This window comes from Pseudomonas sp. D1-1 (assembly GCF_051132225.1).
GTDB lineage: Bacteria > Pseudomonadota > Gammaproteobacteria > Pseudomonadales > Pseudomonadaceae > Aquipseudomonas.
This window is the reverse complement of the sequence record NZ_CP071676.1, coordinates 5730356-5752669: the sequence shown is the minus strand read 5'-3', so window position 1 is coordinate 5752669 and position 22314 is coordinate 5730356. Positions and strand designations below refer to the sequence as shown.

The window sequence follows — 22314 nt, the reverse complement described above, 5'->3', positions numbered from 1 at the left end:
CTTTCGATGCCTTGGTCATTTGTGGCTGGGAGTAACCAGCCCCCGGCCCAAACAGGACGCTGCCTGGAACTCAGCGCCGGCGCTTGTCGATGGAGTACAGGAACGGTGCCGTCAGTTCGACCGTGCCGTTGCTCAGCAGGTCGGCCGGTGGCTTGGGCAGCGGTTGGGCGCGGCGGATCATTTCCAGGGTGGCCCGGTCCAGATCGGCGTTGCCTGACTTGCCCACCAGTTCGAACGACACCACGTTGCCTTCGGCATCCACCACGAACCGCAAGCGGTTCATGCCTTCCTTGCCACGTGCCTGGGCGCTGGCCGGGTACTTCTTGTATTTGCCCAGGTGCGCCAGCAACGTACCTTGCCAACTGGCCTTGGCGGCCATCTGTGCGGGCGACGGACCAGGGGCCGGTTGCGCGGACTTCTCGGTCGGTGCCTGGGTCGGCTGAGTGTCGGCGGGCTTTTGCTCCGACGGCGTTTCCTTTGGCGGCTCCGGCTTTTTCTCCACCGGCTTTGGCTTGGGCGGCTGTGGTTTTGGCTTGGGCTTGACCGGTTTGGGCACGGCGATTTCCGCCTTAGGCGCTTCGGCCAGTTTGGGCAGCGGCAGCTCTTCGACCGGCTCGGGCGGTTGCGGCGGCGTGACCACTTTTGGCGGTGCAGGCGGTGGCGGTGCTGGAACCGGCGCCAGTTCGACCATCATCGCCTGGGGTGGCAATTCGATGGGGGCACGCGTCGTCCAGTTCAGCGCCAGTGCGATGGCAAGCGCATGCACGCCCAGCACCACGGCCAGGCTACCGCTGTAACGCGTCAGCTTTTGGCGCGTCGTGATCATTTCTTCGGCGCCGTCTCGAGTCCGACCAGACCGACCTTCAGGTAGCCGGCGCCACGAAGGGCGTCCATCACGCTCATCAGGTCGCCGTAGTCCACGCCTTTGTCGGCCTGGAAGAAGATCGTCGTGTCTTTCTTGCCCTGGGTCCTGGCGTCCAGGGTCGCGCCGAGGCTGTCGACCTTGATTTCCTCTTCACCGAGGAACAGGCGCTGGTCGGCCTTGACGCTCAGGAACACCGGTTTCTCCGGGCGTGGCGACGGCTTGGCCGTCGACGCGGGGAGGTCAACCTTGATGTCCACGGTGGCGAGCGGGGCGGCCACCATGAAGATGATCAACAGCACCAGCATCACGTCAATGAATGGCGTGACGTTGATTTCGTGGTTCTCGGCCAGATCGTCGTCTGCGCCTTCTTTCAAATGCAGGCCCATGGCCGATTACCCCACTTTCACCATGTGCGGTTGCGAGCTGCGCTCGGGCGGCAGGTGGTCGAGGTCGCGACTGACCAGCAGCAGGACTTCGGCCGAAGCGTCGGAGACCTGGGCCTTGTAGCCGGCGATGGAGCGGGCGAAGACGTTATAGATGACCACGGCGGGGATCGCTGCGACCAGGCCCAAAGCCGTCGCCAGCAAGGCTTCGGCGATGCCGGGAGCAACGACGGCGAGGTTGGTGGTCTGGGTCTTGGCGATGCCGATGAAGCTGTTCATGATCCCCCACACGGTGCCGAACAGGCCGACGAAGGGCGCGGTGGAACCGATGGTGGCGAGTACGCCGGTGCCGCTGCTCATGTTGCGACCGCAGGCCGCGACCAGGCGCTCGAGACGGAAGCTCACGCGTTCCTTGATGCCTTCCTTCTCGCGGCTGTTAGCCGACAGGCGCATCTCTTCGAGCGCATCGTGCACCAGCAGGTTGGCGAGGGTGCCTTCCTTGCCGGCGGTGGTGCTGGCTTCCTTGAGGGTGGCGGCTTTTTTCAGGGCGGCGATCTCGCCACGCAAGCGGCGCTTGGCACCCAGCAGCTCGAAGCCTTTGGCGATCCAGATGGTCCAGGTGATGATCGAGGCGATGGCCAGGCCGATCATCACGGCTTTGACGACCACGTCGGCGTTCTTGTACATGCCCCAGGGCGACAGGTCGTGGGCCATGCCCAGGGTGTTGTCGGCTTCAAGCACTTGAGGCGCGTCGGCTGCGCTGGCTTCGACGGCCTGGGCCGGGTCGCTGGCTGCGGGAGCGGCTACAGGTGCTGTCGTGTCGGCCGGCGCCTGGGTGGCAGCGGGTGCCGTGGTGGACGTGCTGGCCGGCGTCTGGGCATCGGCGAATGCGGCGGCAGGCGCCAGCAGCAGGCTGAACAGCAACGCTGCCACAGCGCTCCAGGCGCGAGGTCGATTGGTTGGCGAAGCGGAGGAGAGAGAGCGTGTCATGCTGGCCGGACCTGAGAGAAAAAAGAAGGTTGATGTTCTTCCAGGCCTCGTGAGGCCGAGAACAAAAGTGGCGAGCATTATTGCAAGTAATTCTTGTTAACAAAAGTAATACAGTATCTTTTTTTCGTAGAATGCTAGCCGCTCGTCCTCTCTGGCAGCTAGTCTGCGGCTTTGCCATAGGAGATTCTGATGTCCGCGCCTTCTGTTCTAATTGCCGGCTGTGGTGATATCGGCGGCCGTTTGGCCAGCCAACTGGTGACCGAACATTGGCGGGTGCACGGCTTGCGGCGCACGGTTTCGAACCTGCCGGCCGGGGTCATCGGTGTCGGGGGCGACTTGTTCAACGAGCGATGCCCCACCGATTGGCCCAGCGGGCCATTGGACTACCTGGTCTACAGTGCTGCCGCCACCGACCATGACGAAGCGGGCTACCGCATGGCATACGTCGAAGGGTTGCAACATGTGTTGGGCTGGTTGAAGCAACATGGCCAGCAACCCAAGCGCTTGCTTTTTGTGTCCAGCAGCAGCGTCTATGGACAACAGAACGGCGAGTGGGTTGATGAAAGCTCACCTACCGAGGCGGGTGGTTATTCCGGGCGGGTCATGCTCGAAGCCGAGCAAGTGGCGCTGGGCAGTGGCATCCCGGCCAGTCGTGTACGCCTGACCGGCATCTACGGGCCGGGCCGGGAGTGGCTGCTCAGCCAGGTGCGCCAGGGTTATCGAGTGGTGACCGATCCGCCGCTGTACGGCAATCGCATCCACGCGGACGATGCCGCCGGCCTGCTGGCGTTCCTGCTCAAGGCCGACAATCAAGGCCAGGCGTTGAAGGACTGCTACATCGGCGTTGACGACGCTCCCGCGCCGTTGGCGGAAGTGGTGGGCTGGTTGCGCGAGTACATGGGCATCACCGAGTGGGCCGAGGCCGCCAGCGTGCGCCGCGCCGGCAGCAAGCGCTGCAGCAATGCCCGGGCGAAGGCCCTGGGCTGGACACCGCGTTATCCGAGTTTTCGCGAGGGGTATGCGGCGATCCTGGAAGGGCGTTGCTGATTTTCCCGGCACACCAAAAGCAACTGTGGGAGCGAGCCTGCTCGCGAAGAGGTCATGACATTCAACGGCAGCGTTGACTGTCACACCGCTATCGCGAGCAGGCTCGCTCCCACAGGGGATTACTGTTTCTCCAGTACCCAGCGCCGGTCACCTGGCGTGAACGAAGGCATCTCATCGGCCAGCGCCGCATTCACGGTCTGGAAGATCTCCAGCTTCTTGCCATTACGCGCGAAAATCCAGGTGTTGCCCTGGCCGTTCTGCTGCAGCCAGATGTTGTCGTTGCCGCCGCTCATCGAGGCGCAGTCGCCGGCGAGACACAAGGCGTAGCGATCAGCCCCTGGCAGGCCGCTGACCTGGCCATCGGGCTGGAATTGCACCGTGGCGCCTTGGCCGGGGCCTTCGGCGATGTTCCAGGTGCCGCCCAGGTAGGCGCCATACAGCGCCCGCTCGAAGCTGGCGCCGATGGGCGCGCCGTCCGGGACCTGCACCTTGGCGCGCTCGAATACCTGCTGCGGTTCGTTTTCGGTGGAAGCCTGGCTCAGTTGGTCGCCGTCGCGCTTCAGTTCGCTGGCCGAGCTGCCATAAAAATCGACTTTCCAGGCACCGTCTTCTTCGCCGAGCAGCTTGCCTTCGACGTTTTCAAAACCGTTGGTGTAGCGCGCCTGACCGGCCCGGGTGTTGACGTCCCATTCCAGGTTCGGGCCGTAGCCTTGCAGCGCTTCGCGCAGCGGGCCGCCCTTGGCGGCAGCGTCGATGGCGGCCTGGTTGATCCAGGTGCCGCTGATGTCACGGTCGGCAGGGTCGCTGGCGCAACCGCCGAGAATCAGGGCGAGCAGCGAGAAAGCAAGCGCGTTGCGCATGGAGGAATCCTTTCAGAACGAAAACGGCGCAGCGGGGGAAGCTGCGCCGGGTTTATTACTCGATGACCAGGATGGCGTCCATCTCGACCTGGGCACCCTTCGGCAGGGCGGCCACGCCAATGGCGGCGCGGGCAGGGTAAGGCTGGTCGAAATACTTGCCCATGATCTCGTTGACCTTGGCGAAGTGGCTCAGGTCGGTGAGGAAGATGTTGAGCTTGACGATGTCCTTGAACGAACCGCCGGCAGCTTCGGCCACGGCCTTCAGGTTCTCGAAGACCTGCACGGTCTGGGCTTCGAAGCCCTCGACCAGCTCCATGGTTTTCGGGTCCAGCGGGATCTGGCCCGACATGTACACCGTGTTGCCCGCCTTGATCGCCTGGGAATAAGTACCGATGGCGGCCGGGGCCTTGTCGCTGGAAATAACGGTCTTGGTCATTCATGACTCCTTGTAATGAGGGCGGCTATAAAGAGCTATGCGCGCATGCGGGTGATGCGAATGACCCCGGTCAGGGCGCGCAGTTTCTTGATCACGCGGGCCAGGTGCACACGGTCGTGCACGCTGACCACCAGTTGGACGACGCTGATGCGGCCGTCGCGTTCGTCCATGCTGATTTTCTCGATGTTGCCGTCGGCGGCGTTGACGCTGCTCGCCAGCAAGGCGATCAGGCCGCGCTGGTGTTCGAGTTCGACGCGCAGCTCGACGTTGAATTCGCCGGTGACATCCTTGGCCCACGAAAGCTGGATGCATTTTTCCGGGTTGTGGCGGATTTCGCTGATGTTGCGGCAGTTGTCCAGGTGCACCACCATCCCCTTGCCGGCGGACAGGTGGCCGACAATCGGGTCGCCCGGTATCGGCGTGCAGCACTTGGCGTAGCTGAGCACCAGGCCCTCGGTACCGCGAATCGCCAGCGGGCCCTCTGGGCTTGGCAACTGTTCGCCTTCGCCGAGCAGGCGGCGGGCGACGACATAGGCCATGCGATTGCCCAGGCCGATGTCTTCGAGCAGGTCTTCGATCAATTCGAGGCGGTACTCGTTGAGCATGACCTGCACGCGCTCGGCCGGGATCTTGTCCAGCGAGCTGTCGAAACCGTTCAGCACTTTGTTCAGCAGGCGCTCGCCAAGGCTGATGGATTCGGAGCGACGTTGCAGCTTCAGCGCGTGACGGATGTGCGTGCGGGCCTTGCCGGTGACCACGAAATTGAGCCAAGCCGGGTTCGGCCGCGCGCCGGGGGCGCTGACGATCTCCACGGTGGAGCCGCTTTGCAGCGGTTCGGACAACGGGGCCAGGCGGCGATTGATGCGACAGGCGATGCAGCTGTTGCCGACGTCGGTGTGCACGGCGTAGGCGAAATCCACCGCGGTGGAGCCTTTGGGCAGCTCCATGATCCGGCCCTTCGGCGTGAAGACGTAGACCTCGTCCGGGAACAGGTCGATCTTGACGCTCTCGATGAATTCCAGGGAATTGCCGGCGCGCTGCTGCATTTCCAGCACGCCCTTGACCCACTGACGGGCGCGGGCGTGAGTGCTCTTGGGCTGTTCATCGCCGCTGGATTTGTACAGCCAGTGGGCGGCGATGCCGTTGTTGGCCATCTCTTCCATTTCACGGGTGCGGATCTGGATTTCGATCGGTACGCCATGCATGCCGAACAGCGTGGTATGCAGCGACTGGTAGCCGTTGGCCTTGGGGATCGCGATGTAGTCCTTGAAGCGCCCCGGCAATGGTTTGTACAGATTATGCACAGCACCGAGCACGCGGTAGCAGGTATCGACCTTGTCGACGATGATCCGGAACGCATAGACGTCCATGATCTCGTTGAAGGCTCGGCGCTTGCCGCGCATTTTCTTGTAGATGCCGTAGAGGTGTTTCTGCCGCCCGCTGACTTCGCCTTCGATGCCGTCGATCGCCAGGCAGTGGCTCAGCGACTCTTCGATCTTGTTGACGATTTCCTTGCGATTGCCCCTGGCGCGCTTGACGGCCTGGTTGATCCGCGCCGAACGCATCGGGTGCATGGCCTTGAAACCCAGGTCCTCGAACTCGATGCGGATCGCGTGCATCCCCAGTCGGTTGGCGATGGGAGCATAGATTTCCAGGGTTTCCTTGGCGATGCGCCGGCGTTTTTCGCCGGACAGCACTTCCAGGGTGCGCATGTTGTGCAAGCGGTCGGCGAGCTTGACCAGGATCACCCGGATGTCGCGCGCCATGGCCATGGCCATTTTCTGGAAGTTCTCGGCCTGGGCCTCGGCCTTGGTTTCGAAGTTCATCTGGGTCAGCTTGCTGACCCCGTCGACCAGCTCGGCCACGGTTTCGCCGAACTGCGCTTGCAGCGCTTCCTTGGCAATGCCGGTGTCTTCGATCACGTCATGCAGCATCGCCGCCATCAGGCTCTGATGGTCCATGTGCATGTCGGCAAGAATATTCGCCACCGCAAGCGGGTGCGTGACGTACGCCTCGCCGCTGCGGCGGCGCTGGCCGTCGTGGGCTTGTTCGGCGTAGAAATAGGCTCGGCGGACCAGGTTGACCTGGTCCGTGCCGAGGTAGGCCGATAAGCGATCGGCGAGGGCGTCTATGCTCGGCATGATGATGACTCCTGCCGTCTGCTGTGACCCCGCGCCGTGCTACGTCGACCAGGCATAGGCTTAGACCGCCTCGTTGGACTCGTCCTCGAACGCTGCGAACAGCGGTTCGTCTTCAACGATTTCAGCGTTGGCGATGAACTCGTAGCTCATCAGGCCTTCGGCGATTTCACGCAGCGCTACCACGGTAGGCTTGTCGTTTTCCCACTGGACCAACGGCTCTTTGCCACCGGTGGCCAGTTGACGGGCACGCTTGGTAGAGAGCATGACCAGCTCAAAGCGGTTTTCCACGTGTTCTAGGCAGTCTTCAACGGTTACGCGGGCCATGGTATTCCTCGGAGCGAATGCAATATGCGCGCTGCCCGGTTGGGCGAGCGGACTCGACAGTTTAAAAAAACACCAGCGTTTAGGGAAGCGCTGATTTTTTGAGCAAACCCCTCGGCGCGCTGCGACTACCAATGTAAAGCCGTCGCAGCGGTTTTGGGAAGGGCTGTTCAGCCCAGCAGTTCGGCCAGTAATTTACCGAAACGTTGCTGCTGGCGTTTCTGCTGGAGCTGGCTGGCGCGGAAAATTGCCTTCAGATCGTCCAGCGCGTGGGAGAAATCGTCGTTGATGATCAGGTAATCGTAGTCAACGTAGTGACTCATTTCGCTGACCGCTTCACGCATCCGCCCTTCGATGATCTCGTCGCTGTCCTGGCCACGGTTGGTCAGGCGCTGGCGCAAGGCCTGCTGGCTCGGCGGCAGGATGAAGATCGAGCGGGCCTGGGGCATCAATTTGCGCACCTGCTCGGCGCCTTGCCAGTCGATTTCCAAGATCAGGTCGTGGCCTTCGTCCAAGGTCTGCTGAAGGACGCTTTGCGAGGTGCCGTAGAGATTGCCAAAGACTTCGGCGCGCTCCAGGAAGTCGCCGTGCTCGGCCATCCGCACGAACTCTTCGCGGTCGACGAAGTGATAGTTCACGCCGTTCACTTCACCAGGACGCATGGCGCGGGTGGTGTGAGAGACCGAGACGCGAATTTGCGGCTCGGCGTCGATCAACGCCTTGACCAGGCTGGTCTTGCCGGCGCCGGAGGGCGCGGAAATGATGTAGAGGGTGCCAGTGCTGTGGGTCATGTCGGGTTAGCCTTACTCAATGTTCTGCACTTGTTCGCGCATTTGTTCGATCAACACCTTGAGGTTGACCGCCGCCTGGGTGCTGCGCGGGTCGAAGGCTTTGGAGCCCAGTGTATTGGCTTCGCGGTTGAGCTCCTGCATCAGGAAGTCGAGGCGGCGGCCGGCCGCGCCACCGGACTTGAGCACCCGGCGGACTTCAATGATGTGGGTGCTCAGGCGATCCAGTTCTTCGGCCACGTCGCTCTTCTGGGCGAGCATGACCATTTCCTGTTCCAGGCGCTGCGGGTCCAGCTCCGCCTTCATGTCGGCGAAGCGGTCGAGGACTTTCTGGCGCTGCGTGGCGAGCATCTGCGGAACGAGTTCGCGCAGGGTGGCGACGTCCTCTTCGATGGAGGTCAGGCGCTCGTTGATCAGTCGGGCCAGTTCCGCGCCTTCGCGCTCGCGGCCGGCCTTGAGCTCGTTCAGCCCTTGATTGAACAATGCCAGGGCCTCGGTGTTCAGCGCCTGCGGGTCGCTCGCGTCACCCACCAGCACGCCCGGCCAGGCCAGGACTTCCAGCGGGTTCAGGGCGGCGGGATTGTTGATCAGGCTGGCGACGGTTTCGGCGGCGGCGACCAATTGCGCGGCGCGCTCGCGGTCCACTTGCAAGGTTTTGCCGCTGCTCTCTTCGGTAAACCGCAGGGTGCATTCCAGTTTGCCCCGGGACAGGCCCTGGCGCAGCGCTTCACGCACGCCGCCTTCGAGGTCGCGGAAGGACTCGGGCAAGCGCAGGTGCGGCTCCAGGTAACGGCTGTTGACCGAGCGCAGCTCCCAGCTCAGCGTGCCTTGGGCGCCGGCCTTTTCGACGCGGGCGAAGGCGGTCATGCTGTGCACCATGGGGGTTCCTCGCAATGCAGGCTCGCCACAACCGTTGATTGTGGGGCCTGGGATCTGTGGGTGGATGCCGAAGGGCAGCAAAGGCGCAGGATTGTAGCGCAGTGGGACGCAAGCGCCCAAACAGCTCCGGTTACAAAGCGCTGCAGCCCGTCGGGCGGGGCTTTCGGCGCGCTCGCCGGTCGCGTCGGCTTTTTTAAACTGCCCTCTCGCGGTCCGCGGCTCTATAATGCCGGCAGTTTTCCGTCCTCTGTACAGGTGTTCCCTATGAAACGTCCAAGTGGTCGCGCTGCCGATCAGCTTCGCTCGATCCGCATTACCCGCAACTACACCAAACACGCCGAGGGATCTGTACTGGTGGAGTTCGGTGATACCAAGGTCATCTGCACCGTCAGCGTCGAAAACGGCGTGCCTCGTTTCCTCAAGGGCCAGGGCCAGGGTTGGTTGACTGCCGAATACGGCATGCTGCCGCGGGCTACCGGCGAGCGGAACCAGCGCGAGGCCAGTCGTGGCAAGCAGGGCGGACGGACCCTGGAAATCCAGCGCCTGATCGGTCGTTCGCTGCGCGCCGCGCTGGACATGTCCAAGCTCGGCGATGTGACGCTGTATGTTGATTGCGACGTGATCCAGGCTGACGGCGGCACCCGCACCGCCTCCATCACCGGTGCCATGGTTGCGCTGGCCGATGCCTTGAAAGTGATCAAGAAGCGTGGCGGCCTCAAGGGCGGCGATCCGCTCAAGCAAATGATCGCCGCGGTGTCGGTGGGCATGTACCAGGGCGAGCCGGTGCTGGACCTGGATTACCTGGAGGACTCCGCTGCCGAGACCGACCTGAACGTGGTCATGACCAGTGCCGGCGGCTTCATCGAAGTCCAGGGCACCGCCGAGGGCGCGCCGTTCCAGCCGGAAGAATTGACCGCTATGCTGGAGCTGGCGAAGAAAGGCATGGGCGAAATCTTCGAATTGCAAAAGGCCGCGTTGGCCGACTGATTTTTTTGCGCTTCAGACAAGGAGAGTGTCATGAGTGATGAGCAAGTCCTGTTGCCCCAGCCGAGCAGAGAAGCGCGGCAGTGGGCAATGTTTTGTCACCTGTCTGCACTATTGGGCATTTTCATTCCGTTCGGTTCGCTGATCGGGCCGCTGGTCATCTGGCAGCTCAAGCGTGAATCCGACCCGTTCATCGATGCCCAGGGCAAGGAAGCGCTGAACTTCCAGATCACTGTGGCGATCGCCGCGGCGATCAGCTTGTTGCTGATGATCGTGGTGATTGGTTTCTTCCTGTTTGGCCTGGTGGCGATCGGTGCGCTGGTGCTGACCATCATTGCTGGCGTGAAGGCCAATGAAGGGCAGCCGTATCGGTATCCATTTACCTGGCGGCTGGTCAAATAACGAGCAGCACATATATCCCCTGTGGGAGCGAGCCTGCTCGCGATGGCAATCTATCAGTCAGCATTGATGTCGGCTGACCCACCGCTATCGCGAGCAGGCTCGCTCCCACAGTTGTTTTCGGCGCTCATAAAAAAACCGACATTGCTGTCGGTTTTTTAATGGGTACGAAAAGGACCTAGATGGTCAGCGTCCAGTCGTAGTCCACGATCAGCGGCGCATGCTGCGAGAACCGCGGCTGGCGTGGCAGGCGGGCGCTGCGGACGAAGCGGCGCAGCCCGGGCGTCAGCAGCTGGTAGTCGAAGCGCCAGCCGAGGTTGAGCATCTCGGCCTGCTCGTTATCCGGCCACCAGCTGTACTGGTCGCCTTCGCGGCTGACTTCGCGCAGGGCATCGACATAACCCATGTTGCCGATGATCTCGTCCATCCAGGCCCGTTCCGGCGCCAGGAAGCCAGGCGACTGCTGGCTGTCGCGCCAGTTCTTGATATCCAGCTTCTGTTGCGCCACGTACAGCGAGCCACAATAAATGTACTCGCGACGTTTGCGCCGCTGTTTATCAAGGTAACGGGCGAAGTCGTCCATCAACTTGAATTTCTGATTCAAATCTTCATCGCCGTTCTGCCCCGAAGGGAGCAGCAAGGTCGCGATGCTGACCTTGTCGAAATCGGCTTGCAGGTAGCGCCCGTAGCGGTCCGCCGTCTCGAAACCGAGACCGTTGATGACAGCCTTCGGTTGCAGCCGCGAGTACAAAGCCACGCCACCCTGGGCGGGGACTTCGGCATCGCAGGCGTAAAGGAAGTAACCGTCCAGTTGGAAGGCTGCATCGTCCAGTTCAAAGGCGGAGGCGCGGGTGTCCTGCAGGCAGATGACGTCGGCATTCTGTGCTTGCAGCCAACTGAGCAAACCACGCTCCACTGCAGCCTGAATACCATTGACGTTCACACTGATGATCCGCATAAATGGCCCCAAAAATCACGTGCGTGTATGATACACGCCGTCTACCTATTTAGCTAAATCCGCGGTATTTGAGGCTTTTTTCATGCAGGCGTATCAGCGCGATTTCATTCGCTTTGCCATCGATCGCGGCGTTTTGCGCTTCGGTGAATTCACCCTCAAGTCCGGGCGCACCAGCCCGTACTTCTTCAACGCCGGCCTGTTCAACAGTGGAACCGCCCTGGCGCAGTTGGGCCGGTTCTATGCCGCCGCCATCGTTGAAAGCGGCATTCCGTTCGACGTGCTGTTCGGCCCGGCCTACAAGGGCATCCCATTGGCCGCCACTACCGCCGTCGCCCTGGCCGAGCACCATGGCCGTGACCTGCCCTGGTGCTTCAACCGCAAGGAAGCCAAGGCTCACGGTGAAGGCGGAAGCCTGGTCGGCGCGCCGTTGACCGGCGAAGTGCTGATCATCGATGACGTTATAACCGCCGGTACCGCCATTCGCGAGGTGATGCAGATCATCGCTTCCCAGGAAGGCGCCAAGGCTGCCGGCGTGCTGATCGCCCTGAACCGTCAGGAGCGCGGCAATGGTGAGCTGTCGGCGATCCAGGAAGTGGAGCGCGACTTCGGTATCCCGGTGATCAGCATTGTGTCGCTGAACCAGGTGCTGGAGTTCTTGGCCGATGATCCGCAGCTCAAGCAGCATTTGCCGGCAGTGGAAGCCTATCGGGCGCAGTTCGGCGTCTAATATTTGCACATTCCCTGTGGGAGCGAGCCTGCTCGCGATTGCGGTTTATCATCCAGTATTAGTGCTGGCTGATTCACCGCTTCGCGAGCAGGCACGCTCCCACAGGGGGCAAGACAAAAAAAGACCCCGCTCAACCAGGTTGAGCGGGGTCTTTTTTTACCGGTGTCGCTTAATGACGCTTGCGATTGCTGATCAGCGTACCCACGCCGGTATCGGTGAAGATCTCCAGGAGGATCGCATTCGGCACGCGGCCGTCGATGATCAGCGAGCTGCCAACGCCGCCCTGGACCGCTTCCAGCGCGCAACGGATCTTCGGCAGCATGCCGCCGTAGATGGTGCCATCGGCGATCAAGTCATCGACTTGCTGGGTCGACAACCCGGTCAGGACCTTGCCGGTCTTGTCCATCAGGCCGGCGATGTTGGTCAGCAGCATCAGCTTCTCGGCTTTCAGCGCTTCGGCAACCTTGCCGGCCACCAGGTCGGCGTTGATGTTGTACGACTCGCCATTGGCGCCCACGCCGATCGGCGCGATGACCGGAATGAAGTCGCCCTTGACCAGCAGGTTTAGCAGATCGGTGTTGATGCCGACCACTTCGCCGACCTGGCCGATGTCGATGATTTCCGGCTGAGTCATCTCCGGCGTCTGGCGGGTTACGGTGAGTTTCTTCGCCCGGATCAGTTCGGCGTCCTTGCCGGTCAGGCCGATGGCGCTGCCGCCGTGGCGGTTGATCAGATTGACGATGTCCTTGTTCACCTGGCCGCCGAGGACCATCTCCACCACATCCATGGTCTGCGCATCGGTCACGCGCATGCCGTCGATGAAGTGGCTTTCGATCGACAGGCGCTTGAGCAGGTCGCCGATTTGCGGACCACCGCCGTGAACCACCACCGGGTTGATGCCCACCGCCTTCATCAGCACGATGTCGCGGGCGAAGCCGGTCTTGAGCTCCTCGCTTTCCATTGCGTTGCCGCCGTACTTGATCACCAGGGTCTTGCCGACGTAGCGTCGGATGTAAGGCAACGCTTCGGACAGGACCTTGGCGGTGTTGGCGGCGGCTTCGCGTTCGAGGGTCATTCAGGGCTCCGGTGGTGATTCAAATCAGAACGGTAGTTGGAGATCAGGTGCAACACGCTTGAGTTGGCTGTGGAACACATCCTTGATGCGCTGCAGTTCAGCCTCGTTGTCGGCCTCGAAACGCAGCACCAGCACCGGTGTGGTGTTGGAGGCGCGAACCAGGCCCCAGCCTTGTGGGTAGTCGACCCGCACACCGTCGATGGTGGTCAGTTCGGCGCCTTCGCCCCACTGGGCGTCGTGCAGTGCATCAATGATGCTGAATTTGCTCTCTTCGGTCACATGGATATTGATTTCCGGCGTAGAAATATCGTTCGGGAAGGTCGCGAACAGCTCTTCGGCGGTGGATTTCTCCTTGCTGAGGATTTCCAGCAGGCGTGCCGCGCTGTAGATGCCGTCATCGAAACCGAACCAGCGCTCCTTGAAGAAGATGTGGCCGCTCATTTCGCCGGCCAGCAGGGCGCCGCTCTGTTTCATTTTTTTCTTGATCAGCGAATGGCCGGTTTTCCACATGAGCGGACGACCGCCATATTCCTTGATCAGCGGCACCAGGCGACGGGTGCACTTCACGTCGAAGATGATCTCGGCGTCGGGGTTGCGTGCCACCACGTCCTTGGCGAACAGCATCAGCAGACGGTCAGGAAACACCACGCTGCCGGTATTGGTCACCACACCCACGCGGTCGCCGTCGCCGTCGAAGGCCAGGCCCAGGTCGGCGTTGGTTTCCTTGACCTTGGCGATCAGATCCTGAAGATTTTCCAGCTTGCCCGGATCCGGGTGATGGTTGGGGAAGTTGCCGTCGACGTCACAGAACAGCGGGATGACTTCGCAATTCAGCGCTTCGATCAGTTGCGGGGCGATGACCCCGGCCGCGCCGTTGCCGCAATCGACCACTACTTTCAGGCGGCGGGCCAGTTTCACGTCCTTGACGATTTCGTCGTTGTAGCGCGGGAGGATGTCGACCTTGGTCACGCTGCCCTGGCCACTGCTCAGGTCATTGGTCTTGAGGCGGGTGTGCAGGGCCTGGATCTGCTCGTTGGCGAGGGTGTCGCCAGCGATGACGATCTTGAAGCCGTTGTAGTTCGACGGGTTGTGGCTGCCGGTGAGCATCACGCCGGATTTGCCGGCCAGGACATTGGCGGCGTAATAAAGCGCCGGGGTCGGCACCAGGCCGACGTCGCTGACGTGGCAACCGCTGTCGGCAACGCCTTTGATCAACTGCTCGACCAGCTCCGGGCCGGACAAGCGACCGTCGCGGCCGACATTCACGTTCGGTTCGCCCTGGGCCAGGCTCTGGGAGCCGATGGCGCGGCCGATCCAGTAGGCGGTTTCAGCCGTCAGGGTTTCCGGCACGACGCCACGGATGTCGTAGGCGCGGAAGATGCTGTCAGGGAAGATCGGGGCGATTGCGGCTGGGGTGTTCATGGGCGGGGTGCTCTATCAGGAAAGTGACTGGACAGGCCGACGACGGGCGTCGGCAGGCTCAAGCTGAAGGGTATGACGGCGTTTTCGACAGAGAGTTCGCGGTGGGAAAGTGCCATGAGACAGCGTTACCCCAGCCCGAACGGCCTAAAACGTTGATTCCGGATGGGAAACGTCGCCTCGAGCCGTTACGCATTTTTCGTCCTGAAACAGAAGCTTAATAAAGCGGCCGGGCCTGCTGCCCGGCCCGAGCAGCCGGATCAGTGGCTACCGGAGTGACCGAAACCGCCGGCGCCGCGCTGGCTCTCGTCGAATTCCTCGACCAATTCGAAATGGGCCTGGACCACCGGCACCAGCACCAGTTGGGCAATGCGTTCGCCCACGGCGATGTTGAAAGCGGTCTGGCCGCGATTCCAGCAGGACACCATCAGTTCGCCCTGGTAATCGGAGTCGATCAGGCCCACCAGGTTGCCCAGCACGATGCCGTGCTTATGGCCCAGGCCCGAGCGCGGCAGAATCAGCGCGGCGAGGCCCGGATCGCCGATGTAGACCGACAGGCCGGTGGGAATCAGCAGGGTCTGGCCCGGTTCCAGGATCGTGTCCTGCTTGAGCATCGCCCGCAGATCGAGGCCGGCTGAGCCCGGCGTGGCGTACTGCGGCAGTGGGAATTCGTTGCCGATGCGAGGGTCGAGGATCTTGGCTTGTAGAGCGTGCATTGAAATTAAACCTGGTTCAGCCGTTCGGCGATGAAAGTGATCAGTTGGCGGGCAATCTTGCCCTTGCTGGTCTGGGCGAAAAGCGTGGCGTGCAACTGGCGGTCGATCACGCTGCAGGCGTTCTCTTCGCTGTTGAAGCCGATGCTCGGGTTGGCGACGTCGTTGGCGACGATCAGGTCCAGATTCTTGTCCTTGAGCTTGCGCGCGGCGTAATCGAGGAGGTGTTCGGTTTCGGCGGCAAAACCGACGCTGAATGGACGGTCGGGACGGGTGGCGATGGTGGCCAGGATGTCCGGGTTGCGTACCATTTGCAGGAGCAGGCCGTCGCCGCTTGTAGGGTCTTTCTTCAATTTTTGCGGGGCAACGACTTCGGGGCGGTAGTCCGCCACCGCCGCCGAGGCGATGAACAGGTCGCACGGGATCGAGGCCTCACAGGCCGCAAGCATGTCCCGGGCGCTGACGACGTCGATGCGGGTCACTCGATCCGGGGTCGGCAGGTGCACCGGCCCGGTGATCAGCGTCACCCGCGCGCCCGCTTCGACGGCGGCTTCGGCCAGGGCGAAGCCCATTTTCCCCGAGCTGTGGTTGGTGATGTAGCGCACCGGGTCGATGTTTTCCTGGGTCGGGCCGGCGGTAATCAGCACATGCTTGCCGGTCAGCGCCTGGCGCTGGAAGCAGTCGGCGGCGCACTGAACCAGGTCGTTGGCTTCGAGCATGCGGCCCATGCCGACATCGCCGCAGGCCTGGCTGCCAGAGGCTGGGCCAAAAACTTTCAGATCGCGGCTTTCGAGCAGTTGCAGGTTGGCCTGGGTGGCGGGGTCGCGCCACATGGCCTGGTTCATGGCCGGCGCCACGGCGACCACGGCGTCGGTAGCGAGTACAAGGGTGGTCAGCAGGTCGTCGGCGATGCCTTGGGCCAGGCGGGCGATCAGGTCGGCCGTGGCCGGGGCGATCAGCACCAGGTCAGCCCATTTGGCCAGCTCGATATGACCCATGGCGGCCTCGGCCGCCGGGTCGAGCAGATCCAGGTGGACCGGGTGCCCGGACAAGGCTTGCATGGTCAGCGGGGTGATGAACTCACTGCCGCCGCGGGTCATGACGACCCGTACTTCGGCGCCCTGGTCGATAAGCCTGCGAACCAGCTCGGCGCTCTTGTAGGCGGCAATGCCGCCGCCGACGCCCAGAACGATGCGTTTCCGATACAGCCGCTGCATAGGCCTGCCTTTCGATTTTAATGGTCAGTGCAGGGCGAACCCTCGGCAGCAGCCTGCCTGGGTGCAAATCGCCTGCAAAAAAGATGGGCTAAGATATCACAGCGTCCGCTACGGAACAGCGGCGCCCATTATCAGGGAGATGCCATGAGTATTCGGGACTGGCCGGTGGCCGAGCGGCCACGGGAGAGATTGTTGGTGTCGGGGGCGGAGAGTCTTTCAGACGCCGAGCTGCTGGCGATATTTTTACGCACGGGTGTGTCGGGTAAAAGCGCGGTGGATCTGGCTCGACATCTGCTGTCCCAATTTGGCTGCCTGCGGGCGTTGCTTGAGGCTGATCAGCTCACGTTCAGCAGTCATATGGGGCTGGGTCCGGCGAAATTCGCTCAATTGCGCGCGGTGCTCGAAATGGGCCGGCGACACTTGGCGGCGCGGACTCGGCAGAATTCAATGCTGGAAGACCCGCAGGCCGTTCGTGACTATCTCAAGTCAATGCTGCGCCACGAACCTCACGAGGTTTTTGGTTGCCTGTTTCTCAACTCGCGGCATCAGGTGCTGGCGTTCGAAGCGCTTTTTCGTGGCTCCATCGCCTGCACCAGTGTCCACCCCCGGCAAGTGGTCAAGCGCGCCCTGGCCCACAACGCCGCTGCCGTGATCCTCTGCCACAACCACCCCTCCGGCAGCACCGAGCCCAGCCAGGCCGACCGAATGCTCACCGAGCGGCTCCAGGACGCGCTGGAGCTGATCGATGTGCGGGTGCTCGACCATTTTATCGTCGGCGATGGGGAGCCGTTGTCGATGGCGGAGTGTGGGTGGATGTAGGCAGGGCTGACGATATGGAGCCTTTGTGGGAGCGAGCCTGCTCGCGAATGCGGTGTATCAGTTGACTCAAAGTTGGCTGACAAACCGATTTCGCGAGCAGGCTCGCTCCCACAAGGGGACTGGGGCTAGGCCGGGTTACTTGAGGTTGACCTTGGAATAATCCTGCCGCCCAAACGGGCTGACCGTATAACCCTGCACATCCTTGCGGGTCAGCGCGAATGCCGTCGGGTGCGCCAGGGGCAGCCAGAGGGCCTGCTGCTGGATCTGCGCCTGGGCCTGTTCGTAGAGTTTGGTGCGCACGCCCTGTTCGCTGGTGGTCTTGCCGGCACTGATCAGTTTGTCCAGATCCGGGTTGCAGTAACGAGCGAAATTGGTCCCGGACTTGACCGCCGCGCAGGAAAACTGCGGCGTGAGGAAGTTGTCCGGGTCACCGTTGTCGCCGGCCCAGCCCATGAACAGCAGGTCGTGCTCGCCGGCCTTGGCGCGGCGGATCAGCTCGCCCCATTCGATCACGCGGATTTCCGCCTGGATGCCGATTCCCGCCAGGTCCGATTGCAACAGCTGCGCGCCGAGGCTCGGATTGGGATTGAGCAGGCTGCCGGAGGGGCGAGTCCAGATAGTAGTCTTGAAGCCTTCCTTCAAACCGGCCTTGGCCAGCAATTCCCGAGCCTTGGCCGGGTCATGGGCATAGCCGGGCAGGTTTTTCGCGTAGCTCCAGGTGTTTGGCGGATAAGGGCCGTTGGCCGCTTCGGCCGTGCCTTCGAAAACGGTCTTGAGGTAGCTGGGCTTGTCAAAAGCCAGGTTGATGGCCTGACGGACTTCCGGCTTGTCCAGCGGCGGATGCTGGCTGTTGATCGCCAGGAAAGCGGTCATGAACGCGTCAGTCTGCGCCACCTTCAATGTCGGCTCCTGCCGGGCGGCCTGCACGTCCAGCGGCTTGGGCGACAGGGCGATCTGGCATTCATTTCGGCGCAACTTCTGCAGGCGCACGTTGGCGTCTGGCGTGATGGCAAAGATCAGCGGGTCCACCTGGGGCTTGCCGCCGAAATAATCCCCGTTGGCCTTGTAGCGAATCGAGGCATCTTTCTGGAACCGGTTGAAAATGAACGGGCCGGTGCCGATGGGCTGGCTGTTGAGTTGCTCCGGCTTGCCGGCCTTCATCAACTGGTCGGCATATTCAGCCGAATAGATCGATGCGAAACCCATGCTCAACGTCGCCAGGAAGGTCGAATCGGCATGGTCGAGGGTGAAGCGCACTGTCAACGGGTCCAGGGCATCGATTTTTGTAATCAGCGCCGGCAGTTGCATGGATTGGGCGTGGGGGAAGCCGCTCTGGGCGACCTTGTGCCAAGGGTTGGCCGGGTCCAGCATGCGCTCGAAGCTGAACTTGACGTCTTCGGCCGTCAGGTCGCGACGCGGTGTGAAGTAGTCGGTGTGGTGAAACCTGACCTTGGGGCGCAACTTGAAGACATAACTCAGGCCATCGGGCGAAACTTCCCAGCTCTCGGCCAGGCTGGCCACCACCTTGCCGCTGGCGGTGTCGAAATCTACCAGGCGGTTCATCAGCACGTCGGCCGAAGCGTTGGTAGTGGTCAGGGAGTTGTACTGGACGACATCGAACCCTTCCGGGCTGGCCTCGGTACACACGCTCAGGGCGGCGGCCTGGGCCAGCGGAGTGAGTAGCAGAGGGGCGAGCAACAGCGGTAGGGCAGCGAGGCGCATGATTGATTTCCTGTGCAGGTCGGAGGCCCATCTGCGAGTGCAGTCTGGAAAAGGTCTACCCTAGTGGGCTCGCCTGCAAATGACTATCCCCTTTTTGCATTTTCCGGCACTCTTTGCAGCGCTTCGCGGGACGTGCTCAGGGCGCGAGCTCGCCAATGAATGAAAAAAACCTGCGCGCCGCGACGAGCGGTCAGGGCATCGCGGGCCCTTGCCGCAGCCGCCTGAGGCTGTTGATCGAGGGTTTCCAGTAAAGACAAATCACACCGGCTGTTGTTGTGCCTGGGTCTTTCTGGTATAAAGCAGCGCTCTTTTCTAGGGGCCCGGTTCCTTCACTGTAGGTGTAGCCGGTAAGACCCTTAAAGAAACGCGGCGCCTGGCGCCAAATGACTGAGAGATTAAGCGGCCAACCCATGCCGGGTTGGGCATGTGGTTTTAGAGGGCTGAGGCATGTCGAGAGTCTGTCAAGTTACCGGTAAGGGTCCGGTGACTGGGAATAACATTTCCCACGCAAACAACAAAACCCGTCGTCGTTTCCTGCCGAACCTGCAGCATCACCGCTTCTGGGTTGAAGAAGAGAAACGTTTTGTGCGTCTGCGCGTATCTGCCAAAGGCATGCGCATCATCGACAAGCGTGGCATCAGTGTCGTGCTGGCCGAACTTCGTCGCGATGGCAAGGTTTAAGGGAGCTAATCATGCGTGAATTGATTCGTTTGATCTCGAGCGCCGGTACTGGTCACTTCTACACTACCGACAAGAACAAGCGTACTACCCCGGACAAAATCGAGATCAAGAAATATGATCCGGTTGTTCGCAAGCACGTGATCTACAAGGAAGGCAAAATCAAGTAATTGATTTTCCCTCCTTACGAAAAAGGCCCGTATCGCGAGATACGGGCCTTTTTCTTTCAGGGCTGAAATCCTGACCGTTTACAAGGTTGCCTGATAATTAATCAGCCACACTTGTGACCGGTATAAAAGTTTTCCTTGTCGCTGAAGACGTAGAGCCGATCATCTCGATAGTCCATGGTGTAGGCTTCGCCTGCGCGTATATGGCGTACGATCTTGGCTCCCGAATAGGCTTGCATGTCGTGCAGAAATTGCGCGTCTACCTTCATCGGCAGCAGGGAGTTGAAAGCAAAATTAGCCGTGCATACGCCTGAAGGGTGGATCTCGTTGGCAATTGCTTCAAGCGCTCCAATGTTTAGTGTCAGCAGGGCAGCCAGTGCTGCGATCCGCGGTGTAGTAGCTTTTTTTTTGGCCATGTTGCCTCCTGGCATAATTTATAATCAGCGCCTCCTCATTGAGGCGCCCGGATATAATTACAGGAGGGTGGCGGCCATGTATATCGTACTGTGTAAGCGTTTGATTCATTCCTGTTTCTCAAACACTACATAAATCTTGCGGCACGCTTCCAGCACTTCCCAAGTTCCTTGGAATCCGGCCGGAATTACAAAACGATCGCCCGCTCGAAGTGTCTTGGCATTCCCTTCATTGTCCCGCAGCACCGAAACACCTTGGACGATTTCGCAGTATTCGTGCTCCGTATAGTTGACCGTCCACTGGCCCACCGCGCCTTCCCACACCCCCGCATTCATCTGTCCGCAAGGACTGCTGTAATGATTGAACACCGCTTGCTCGGGATCACCTTTAAGTACCTTGACCGGGTCCGGTCGATAGCGGTCGGCGGTGGTATTGGCCTGGCTGAAATCGACGATGTCCTGGATGCTCATGCGGTTACCCTCGGTGCTTGCGGCGCGGATGGCTGGGAGAGCAAAAGTCTATGTTTATTAAAACGAACATCGCAAGGCCGTTTGCTGGTTTTCTGTCAAATATATTGAAACATCCCCGGTCGCTGGTTTAGGGTGGCGGGTGCCTTGTGCCGAATACACATCGGCAAGGCAGAATTCTTGAACGCTACGCATAGCGTGGCGTTCGTACCCAAACAAGAGGAGGACACTCGCATGACCACCCTGACTCGTGCCGACTGGGAACAGCGCGCCCGCGACCTGAAGATCGAAGGCCGCGCCTTCATCAATGGCGAATACACCGATGCAGTGTCCGGCGAGACCTTCGATTGCCTCAGCCCGGTCGACGGCCGCCTGTTGGGCAAGATCGCCAGTTGCGACGTGGCCGACGCCCAGCGCGCCGTCGAAAACGCCCGCGCGACATTCAGCTCTGGCGCCTGGTCGCGCCTGGCGCCGAGCAAGCGCAAAGCCACCATGATTCGTTTTGCCGGCCTGCTCAAGCAGCACGCCGAAGAGCTGGCCTTGCTGGAAACCCTGGACATGGGCAAGCCGATCAGCGACTCCCTGAATATTGACGTTCCAGGCGCGGCGCAGGCGCTGAGCTGGAGCGGTGAAGCCATCGACAAGCTCTACGATGAAGTGGCCGCCACCCCGCATGACCAATTGGGCCTGGTCACCCGGGAACCGGTCGGCGTGGTCGGTGCCATCGTTCCGTGGAACTTCCCGTTGATGATGGCCTGCTGGAAGCTCGGCCCGGCGTTGTCCACCGGCAACTCGGTAGTGCTCAAGCCGTCGGAAAAATCCCCGCTGACCGCCATTCGTATCGCCGCGCTGGCCATCGAGGCCGGCATCCCCAAAGGCGTGCTGAACGTGCTGCCAGGCTATGGCCACACGGTCGGCAAGGCCCTGGCCTTGCACATGGATGTCGATACGCTGGTGTTCACCGGTTCCACCAAGATCGCCAAGCAACTGATGATCTATTCCGGCGAGTCGAACATGAAGCGCGTCTGGCTGGAGGCGGGTGGCAAGAGCCCGAACATCGTATTTGCCGATGCTCCGGACCTGCAGGCCGCCGCCGAAGCCGCCGCCAGTGCCATCGCCTTCAACCAGGGCGAAGTCTGCACGGCGGGCTCGCGCCTGCTGGTGGAGCGTTCGATCAAGGACACGTTCCTGCCGCTGGTGATCGAGGCTCTCAAGGGCTGGAAACCTGGCAATCCACTGGATCCAGCGACCAATGTCGGTGCCCTGGTCGATACCCAGCAGATGAATACCGTGCTGTCTTACATCGAAGCCGGTCACAGCGACGGCGCCAAGCTGGTCGCGGGTGGCAAGCGGATTCTCCAGGAAACCGGCGGCACCTACGTCGAGCCGACGATTTTCGATGGCGTGAGCAACGCGATGAAAATCGCCCAGGAAGAAATCTTCGGGCCGGTGTTGTCGGTCATCGCCTTCGACAGTGCCGAAGAGGCCGTCCAGATCGCCAACGACACCCCGTACGGCTTGGCTGCGGCAGTGTGGACCAAGGACATCTCCAAGGCTCACCTGACCGCCAAGGCCTTGCGCGCCGGCAGCGTATGGGTCAACCAATATGACGGTGGCGACATGACCGCACCGTTCGGTGGCTTCAAGCAGTCGGGCAACGGCCGTGACAAGTCGCTGCATGCGTTCGACAAGTACACCGAACTGAAGGCGACCTGGATCAAGCTCTGATCCTTCTGTACGAGCGGAGCTGGCGGTCGACACACATCCCCTGTGGGAGCGAGCCTGCTCGCGAAAGCGGTATGACAATCGACGATTTTGTTGAATGTTGCATCGTCATCGCGAGCA

24 protein-coding genes and 1 pseudogene are annotated in these 22314 nt (G+C 61.4%); 8 read left to right on the top strand and 17 right to left on the bottom strand.

All coding sequences use genetic code 11. The features are described 5' to 3' along the window. Positions 1-70: 70 nt before the first annotated feature. From J3P86_RS26080 to exbB, 3 genes are read right to left on the bottom strand one after another with little or no spacing between them, the layout of a single operon-like run. The gene (locus J3P86_RS26080) at positions 71-826 is read right to left on the bottom strand and encodes an energy transducer TonB family protein (RefSeq protein WP_305497900.1); all 756 of its coding nucleotides are present in this window, start codon (positions 824-826) and stop codon (positions 71-73) included. Continuing rightward, positions 823-1251 carry a TonB system transport protein ExbD gene (gene exbD, locus J3P86_RS26075; protein WP_434602255.1) on the bottom strand — a complete coding sequence of 143 codons (429 nt, stop codon included), beginning with the start codon at positions 1249-1251 and terminating at the stop codon, positions 823-825. Before exbD ends, J3P86_RS26080 begins: the two co-directional genes overlap by 4 nt. A 6-nt stretch (positions 1252-1257) precedes the next feature. Beyond that, on the bottom strand, positions 1258-2238 hold the full coding sequence (gene exbB, locus J3P86_RS26070; RefSeq protein WP_434627086.1) for a tonB-system energizer ExbB: 981 nt from the start codon (positions 2236-2238) through the stop codon (positions 1258-1260). Between the two features lie 189 nt (positions 2239-2427). Here exbB and J3P86_RS26065 point away from each other — a divergent pair, with 189 nt between their 5' ends. Next, positions 2428-3285 (top strand): NAD-dependent epimerase/dehydratase family protein, encoded by an 858-nt coding sequence (locus tag J3P86_RS26065; RefSeq protein WP_434699121.1) that lies wholly within the window; start codon positions 2428-2430, stop codon positions 3283-3285. A 119-nt stretch (positions 3286-3404) separates the two neighbouring features. Here J3P86_RS26065 and J3P86_RS26060 read toward each other — a convergent pair whose 3' ends face one another. From J3P86_RS26060 to J3P86_RS26035, 6 genes are all read right to left on the bottom strand, one after another. Beyond that, positions 3405-4145 carry a hypothetical protein gene (locus J3P86_RS26060; protein ID WP_434627090.1) on the bottom strand — a complete coding sequence of 247 codons (741 nt, stop codon included), beginning with the start codon at positions 4143-4145 and terminating at the stop codon, positions 3405-3407. A 55-nt stretch (positions 4146-4200) separates the two neighbouring features. After that, positions 4201-4581, bottom strand: a complete 381-nt coding sequence (locus tag J3P86_RS26055; protein ID WP_030142177.1) for a RidA family protein — start codon at positions 4579-4581, stop codon at positions 4201-4203. Between the two features lie 35 nt (positions 4582-4616). Next, positions 4617-6722, bottom strand: a complete 2106-nt coding sequence (spoT, locus tag J3P86_RS26050; protein WP_407682909.1) for a bifunctional GTP diphosphokinase/guanosine-3',5'-bis pyrophosphate 3'-pyrophosphohydrolase — start codon at positions 6720-6722, stop codon at positions 4617-4619. Positions 6723-6782: 60 nt separating this feature from the next. After that, entirely contained in the window at positions 6783-7046 is a 264-nt protein-coding gene (rpoZ, locus tag J3P86_RS26045; protein ID WP_003177259.1) for a DNA-directed RNA polymerase subunit omega, read from the bottom strand. A gap of 167 nt (positions 7047-7213) precedes the next feature. Then, positions 7214-7834: a guanylate kinase gene (gene gmk / locus J3P86_RS26040; RefSeq protein ID WP_305497909.1), complete on the bottom strand. Its 621-nt coding sequence runs from the start codon at positions 7832-7834 to the stop codon at positions 7214-7216. A gap of 12 nt (positions 7835-7846) precedes the next feature. Further along, positions 7847-8710, bottom strand: coding sequence for a YicC/YloC family endoribonuclease (locus J3P86_RS26035; RefSeq protein WP_434627095.1), 864 nt, complete (start codon positions 8708-8710; stop codon positions 7847-7849). Between the two features lie 264 nt (positions 8711-8974). Here J3P86_RS26035 and rph point away from each other — a divergent pair, with 264 nt between their 5' ends. Together rph and J3P86_RS26025 are read left to right on the top strand one after the other, a co-directional pair. Further along, positions 8975-9697, top strand: a complete 723-nt coding sequence (rph, locus tag J3P86_RS26030) for a ribonuclease PH (protein ID WP_434570905.1) — start codon at positions 8975-8977, stop codon at positions 9695-9697. Positions 9698-9727: 30 nt separating this feature from the next. Continuing rightward, a complete protein-coding gene (locus J3P86_RS26025) occupies positions 9728-10096 on the top strand; it encodes a DUF4870 domain-containing protein (protein ID WP_434570906.1) in 369 nt (122 codons plus the stop codon). Between the two features lie 175 nt (positions 10097-10271). Here J3P86_RS26025 and J3P86_RS26020 read toward each other — a convergent pair whose 3' ends face one another. Continuing rightward, positions 10272-11051 carry an exodeoxyribonuclease III gene (locus J3P86_RS26020; RefSeq protein WP_013694557.1) on the bottom strand — a complete coding sequence of 260 codons (780 nt, stop codon included), beginning with the start codon at positions 11049-11051 and terminating at the stop codon, positions 10272-10274. Positions 11052-11133: 82 nt separating this feature from the next. Between J3P86_RS26020 and pyrE the strand changes: the two genes are divergently transcribed. Further along, the gene (gene pyrE, locus J3P86_RS26015; protein ID WP_434570908.1) at positions 11134-11778 is read left to right on the top strand and encodes an orotate phosphoribosyltransferase; all 645 of its coding nucleotides are present in this window, start codon (positions 11134-11136) and stop codon (positions 11776-11778) included. A gap of 169 nt (positions 11779-11947) precedes the next feature. On the opposite strand, the gene argB is transcribed toward pyrE, so the two are convergent. From argB to coaBC, 4 genes and pseudogenes are all read right to left on the bottom strand, one after another. Further along, positions 11948-12853, bottom strand: coding sequence for an acetylglutamate kinase (gene argB, locus J3P86_RS26010; protein ID WP_305497915.1), 906 nt, complete (start codon positions 12851-12853; stop codon positions 11948-11950). A 24-nt stretch (positions 12854-12877) separates the two neighbouring features. Next, positions 12878-14284, bottom strand: a pseudogene (locus J3P86_RS26005) (phosphomannomutase/phosphoglucomutase); the annotation flags it as partial. 248 nt (positions 14285-14532) lie between these two features. Next, positions 14533-14988 (bottom strand): dUTP diphosphatase, encoded by a 456-nt coding sequence (dut, locus tag J3P86_RS26000; protein ID WP_003206867.1) that lies wholly within the window; start codon positions 14986-14988, stop codon positions 14533-14535. Between the two features lie 5 nt (positions 14989-14993). Next, a complete protein-coding gene (gene coaBC, locus J3P86_RS25995) occupies positions 14994-16202 on the bottom strand; it encodes a bifunctional phosphopantothenoylcysteine decarboxylase/phosphopantothenate--cysteine ligase CoaBC (RefSeq protein ID WP_434627099.1) in 1209 nt (402 codons plus the stop codon). Positions 16203-16346: 144 nt separating this feature from the next. On the opposite strand from coaBC, the gene radC reads away from it, so the two are divergent. Then, a complete protein-coding gene (radC, locus tag J3P86_RS25990) occupies positions 16347-17021 on the top strand; it encodes a RadC family protein (RefSeq protein WP_434627101.1) in 675 nt (224 codons plus the stop codon). A 135-nt stretch (positions 17022-17156) separates the two neighbouring features. Here the strand turns inward: radC and J3P86_RS25985 are convergent, their stop codons facing one another. Then, complete coding sequence (locus tag J3P86_RS25985) at positions 17157-18743, bottom strand: ABC transporter substrate-binding protein (protein WP_434627103.1); 1587 nt, start codon at positions 18741-18743, stop codon at positions 17157-17159. Positions 18744-19190: 447 nt separating this feature from the next. Between J3P86_RS25985 and rpmB the strand changes: the two genes are divergently transcribed. Further along, positions 19191-19424 (top strand): 50S ribosomal protein L28, encoded by a 234-nt coding sequence (gene rpmB / locus J3P86_RS25980; RefSeq protein WP_003177273.1) that lies wholly within the window; start codon positions 19191-19193, stop codon positions 19422-19424. Positions 19425-19435: 11 nt separating this feature from the next. Further along, positions 19436-19591 (top strand): 50S ribosomal protein L33, encoded by a 156-nt coding sequence (rpmG, locus tag J3P86_RS25975; RefSeq protein WP_003177274.1) that lies wholly within the window; start codon positions 19436-19438, stop codon positions 19589-19591. A gap of 101 nt (positions 19592-19692) precedes the next feature. On the opposite strand, the gene J3P86_RS25970 is transcribed toward rpmG, so the two are convergent. Beyond that, positions 19693-20004, bottom strand: coding sequence for a hypothetical protein (locus tag J3P86_RS25970; RefSeq protein ID WP_434627105.1), 312 nt, complete (start codon positions 20002-20004; stop codon positions 19693-19695). A 105-nt stretch (positions 20005-20109) separates the two neighbouring features. Further along, positions 20110-20472: a cupin domain-containing protein gene (locus J3P86_RS25965; protein WP_434627107.1), complete on the bottom strand. Its 363-nt coding sequence runs from the start codon at positions 20470-20472 to the stop codon at positions 20110-20112. 231 nt (positions 20473-20703) lie between these two features. Here J3P86_RS25965 and J3P86_RS25960 point away from each other — a divergent pair, with 231 nt between their 5' ends. Then, positions 20704-22197 carry an aldehyde dehydrogenase gene (locus J3P86_RS25960; protein ID WP_434627109.1) on the top strand — a complete coding sequence of 498 codons (1494 nt, stop codon included), beginning with the start codon at positions 20704-20706 and terminating at the stop codon, positions 22195-22197. The last annotated feature ends 117 nt before the right edge of the window (positions 22198-22314 follow it).

Coding starts and splice junctions, on each gene's coding strand:
- J3P86_RS25985 (WP_434627103.1), bottom strand. CDS start 18,743: ATGCGCCTCGCTGCCCTACCGCTGTTGCTCGCCCCTCTGCTACTCACT.
- spoT (WP_407682909.1), bottom strand. CDS start 6,722: ATGCCGAGCATAGACGCCCTCGCCGATCGCTTATCGGCCTACCTCGGC.
- argB (WP_305497915.1), bottom strand. CDS start 12,853: ATGACCCTCGAACGCGAAGCCGCCGCCAACACCGCCAAGGTCCTGTCC.
- J3P86_RS26060 (WP_434627090.1), bottom strand. CDS start 4,145: ATGCGCAACGCGCTTGCTTTCTCGCTGCTCGCCCTGATTCTCGGCGGT.
- gmk (WP_305497909.1), bottom strand. CDS start 7,834: ATGACCCACAGCACTGGCACCCTCTACATCATTTCCGCGCCCTCCGGC.
- exbD (WP_434602255.1), bottom strand. CDS start 1,251: ATGGGCCTGCATTTGAAAGAAGGCGCAGACGACGATCTGGCCGAGAAC.
- rpoZ (WP_003177259.1), bottom strand. CDS start 7,046: ATGGCCCGCGTAACCGTTGAAGACTGCCTAGAACACGTGGAAAACCGC.
- J3P86_RS26065 (WP_434699121.1), top strand. CDS start 2,428: ATGTCCGCGCCTTCTGTTCTAATTGCCGGCTGTGGTGATATCGGCGGC.
- radC (WP_434627101.1), top strand. CDS start 16,347: ATGAGTATTCGGGACTGGCCGGTGGCCGAGCGGCCACGGGAGAGATTG.
- dut (WP_003206867.1), bottom strand. CDS start 14,988: ATGCACGCTCTACAAGCCAAGATCCTCGACCCTCGCATCGGCAACGAA.
- rpmG (WP_003177274.1), top strand. CDS start 19,436: ATGCGTGAATTGATTCGTTTGATCTCGAGCGCCGGTACTGGTCACTTC.
- pyrE (WP_434570908.1), top strand. CDS start 11,134: ATGCAGGCGTATCAGCGCGATTTCATTCGCTTTGCCATCGATCGCGGC.
- J3P86_RS26055 (WP_030142177.1), bottom strand. CDS start 4,581: ATGACCAAGACCGTTATTTCCAGCGACAAGGCCCCGGCCGCCATCGGT.
- J3P86_RS26025 (WP_434570906.1), top strand. CDS start 9,728: ATGAGTGATGAGCAAGTCCTGTTGCCCCAGCCGAGCAGAGAAGCGCGG.
- J3P86_RS26080 (WP_305497900.1), bottom strand. CDS start 826: ATGATCACGACGCGCCAAAAGCTGACGCGTTACAGCGGTAGCCTGGCC.
- J3P86_RS26035 (WP_434627095.1), bottom strand. CDS start 8,710: ATGGTGCACAGCATGACCGCCTTCGCCCGCGTCGAAAAGGCCGGCGCC.
- exbB (WP_434627086.1), bottom strand. CDS start 2,238: ATGACACGCTCTCTCTCCTCCGCTTCGCCAACCAATCGACCTCGCGCC.
- J3P86_RS26020 (WP_013694557.1), bottom strand. CDS start 11,051: ATGCGGATCATCAGTGTGAACGTCAATGGTATTCAGGCTGCAGTGGAG.
- J3P86_RS25960 (WP_434627109.1), top strand. CDS start 20,704: ATGACCACCCTGACTCGTGCCGACTGGGAACAGCGCGCCCGCGACCTG.
- rpmB (WP_003177273.1), top strand. CDS start 19,191: ATGTCGAGAGTCTGTCAAGTTACCGGTAAGGGTCCGGTGACTGGGAAT.
- J3P86_RS25965 (WP_434627107.1), bottom strand. CDS start 20,472: ATGAGCATCCAGGACATCGTCGATTTCAGCCAGGCCAATACCACCGCC.
- J3P86_RS25970 (WP_434627105.1), bottom strand. CDS start 20,004: ATGGCCAAAAAAAAAGCTACTACACCGCGGATCGCAGCACTGGCTGCC.
- coaBC (WP_434627099.1), bottom strand. CDS start 16,202: ATGCAGCGGCTGTATCGGAAACGCATCGTTCTGGGCGTCGGCGGCGGC.
- rph (WP_434570905.1), top strand. CDS start 8,975: ATGAAACGTCCAAGTGGTCGCGCTGCCGATCAGCTTCGCTCGATCCGC.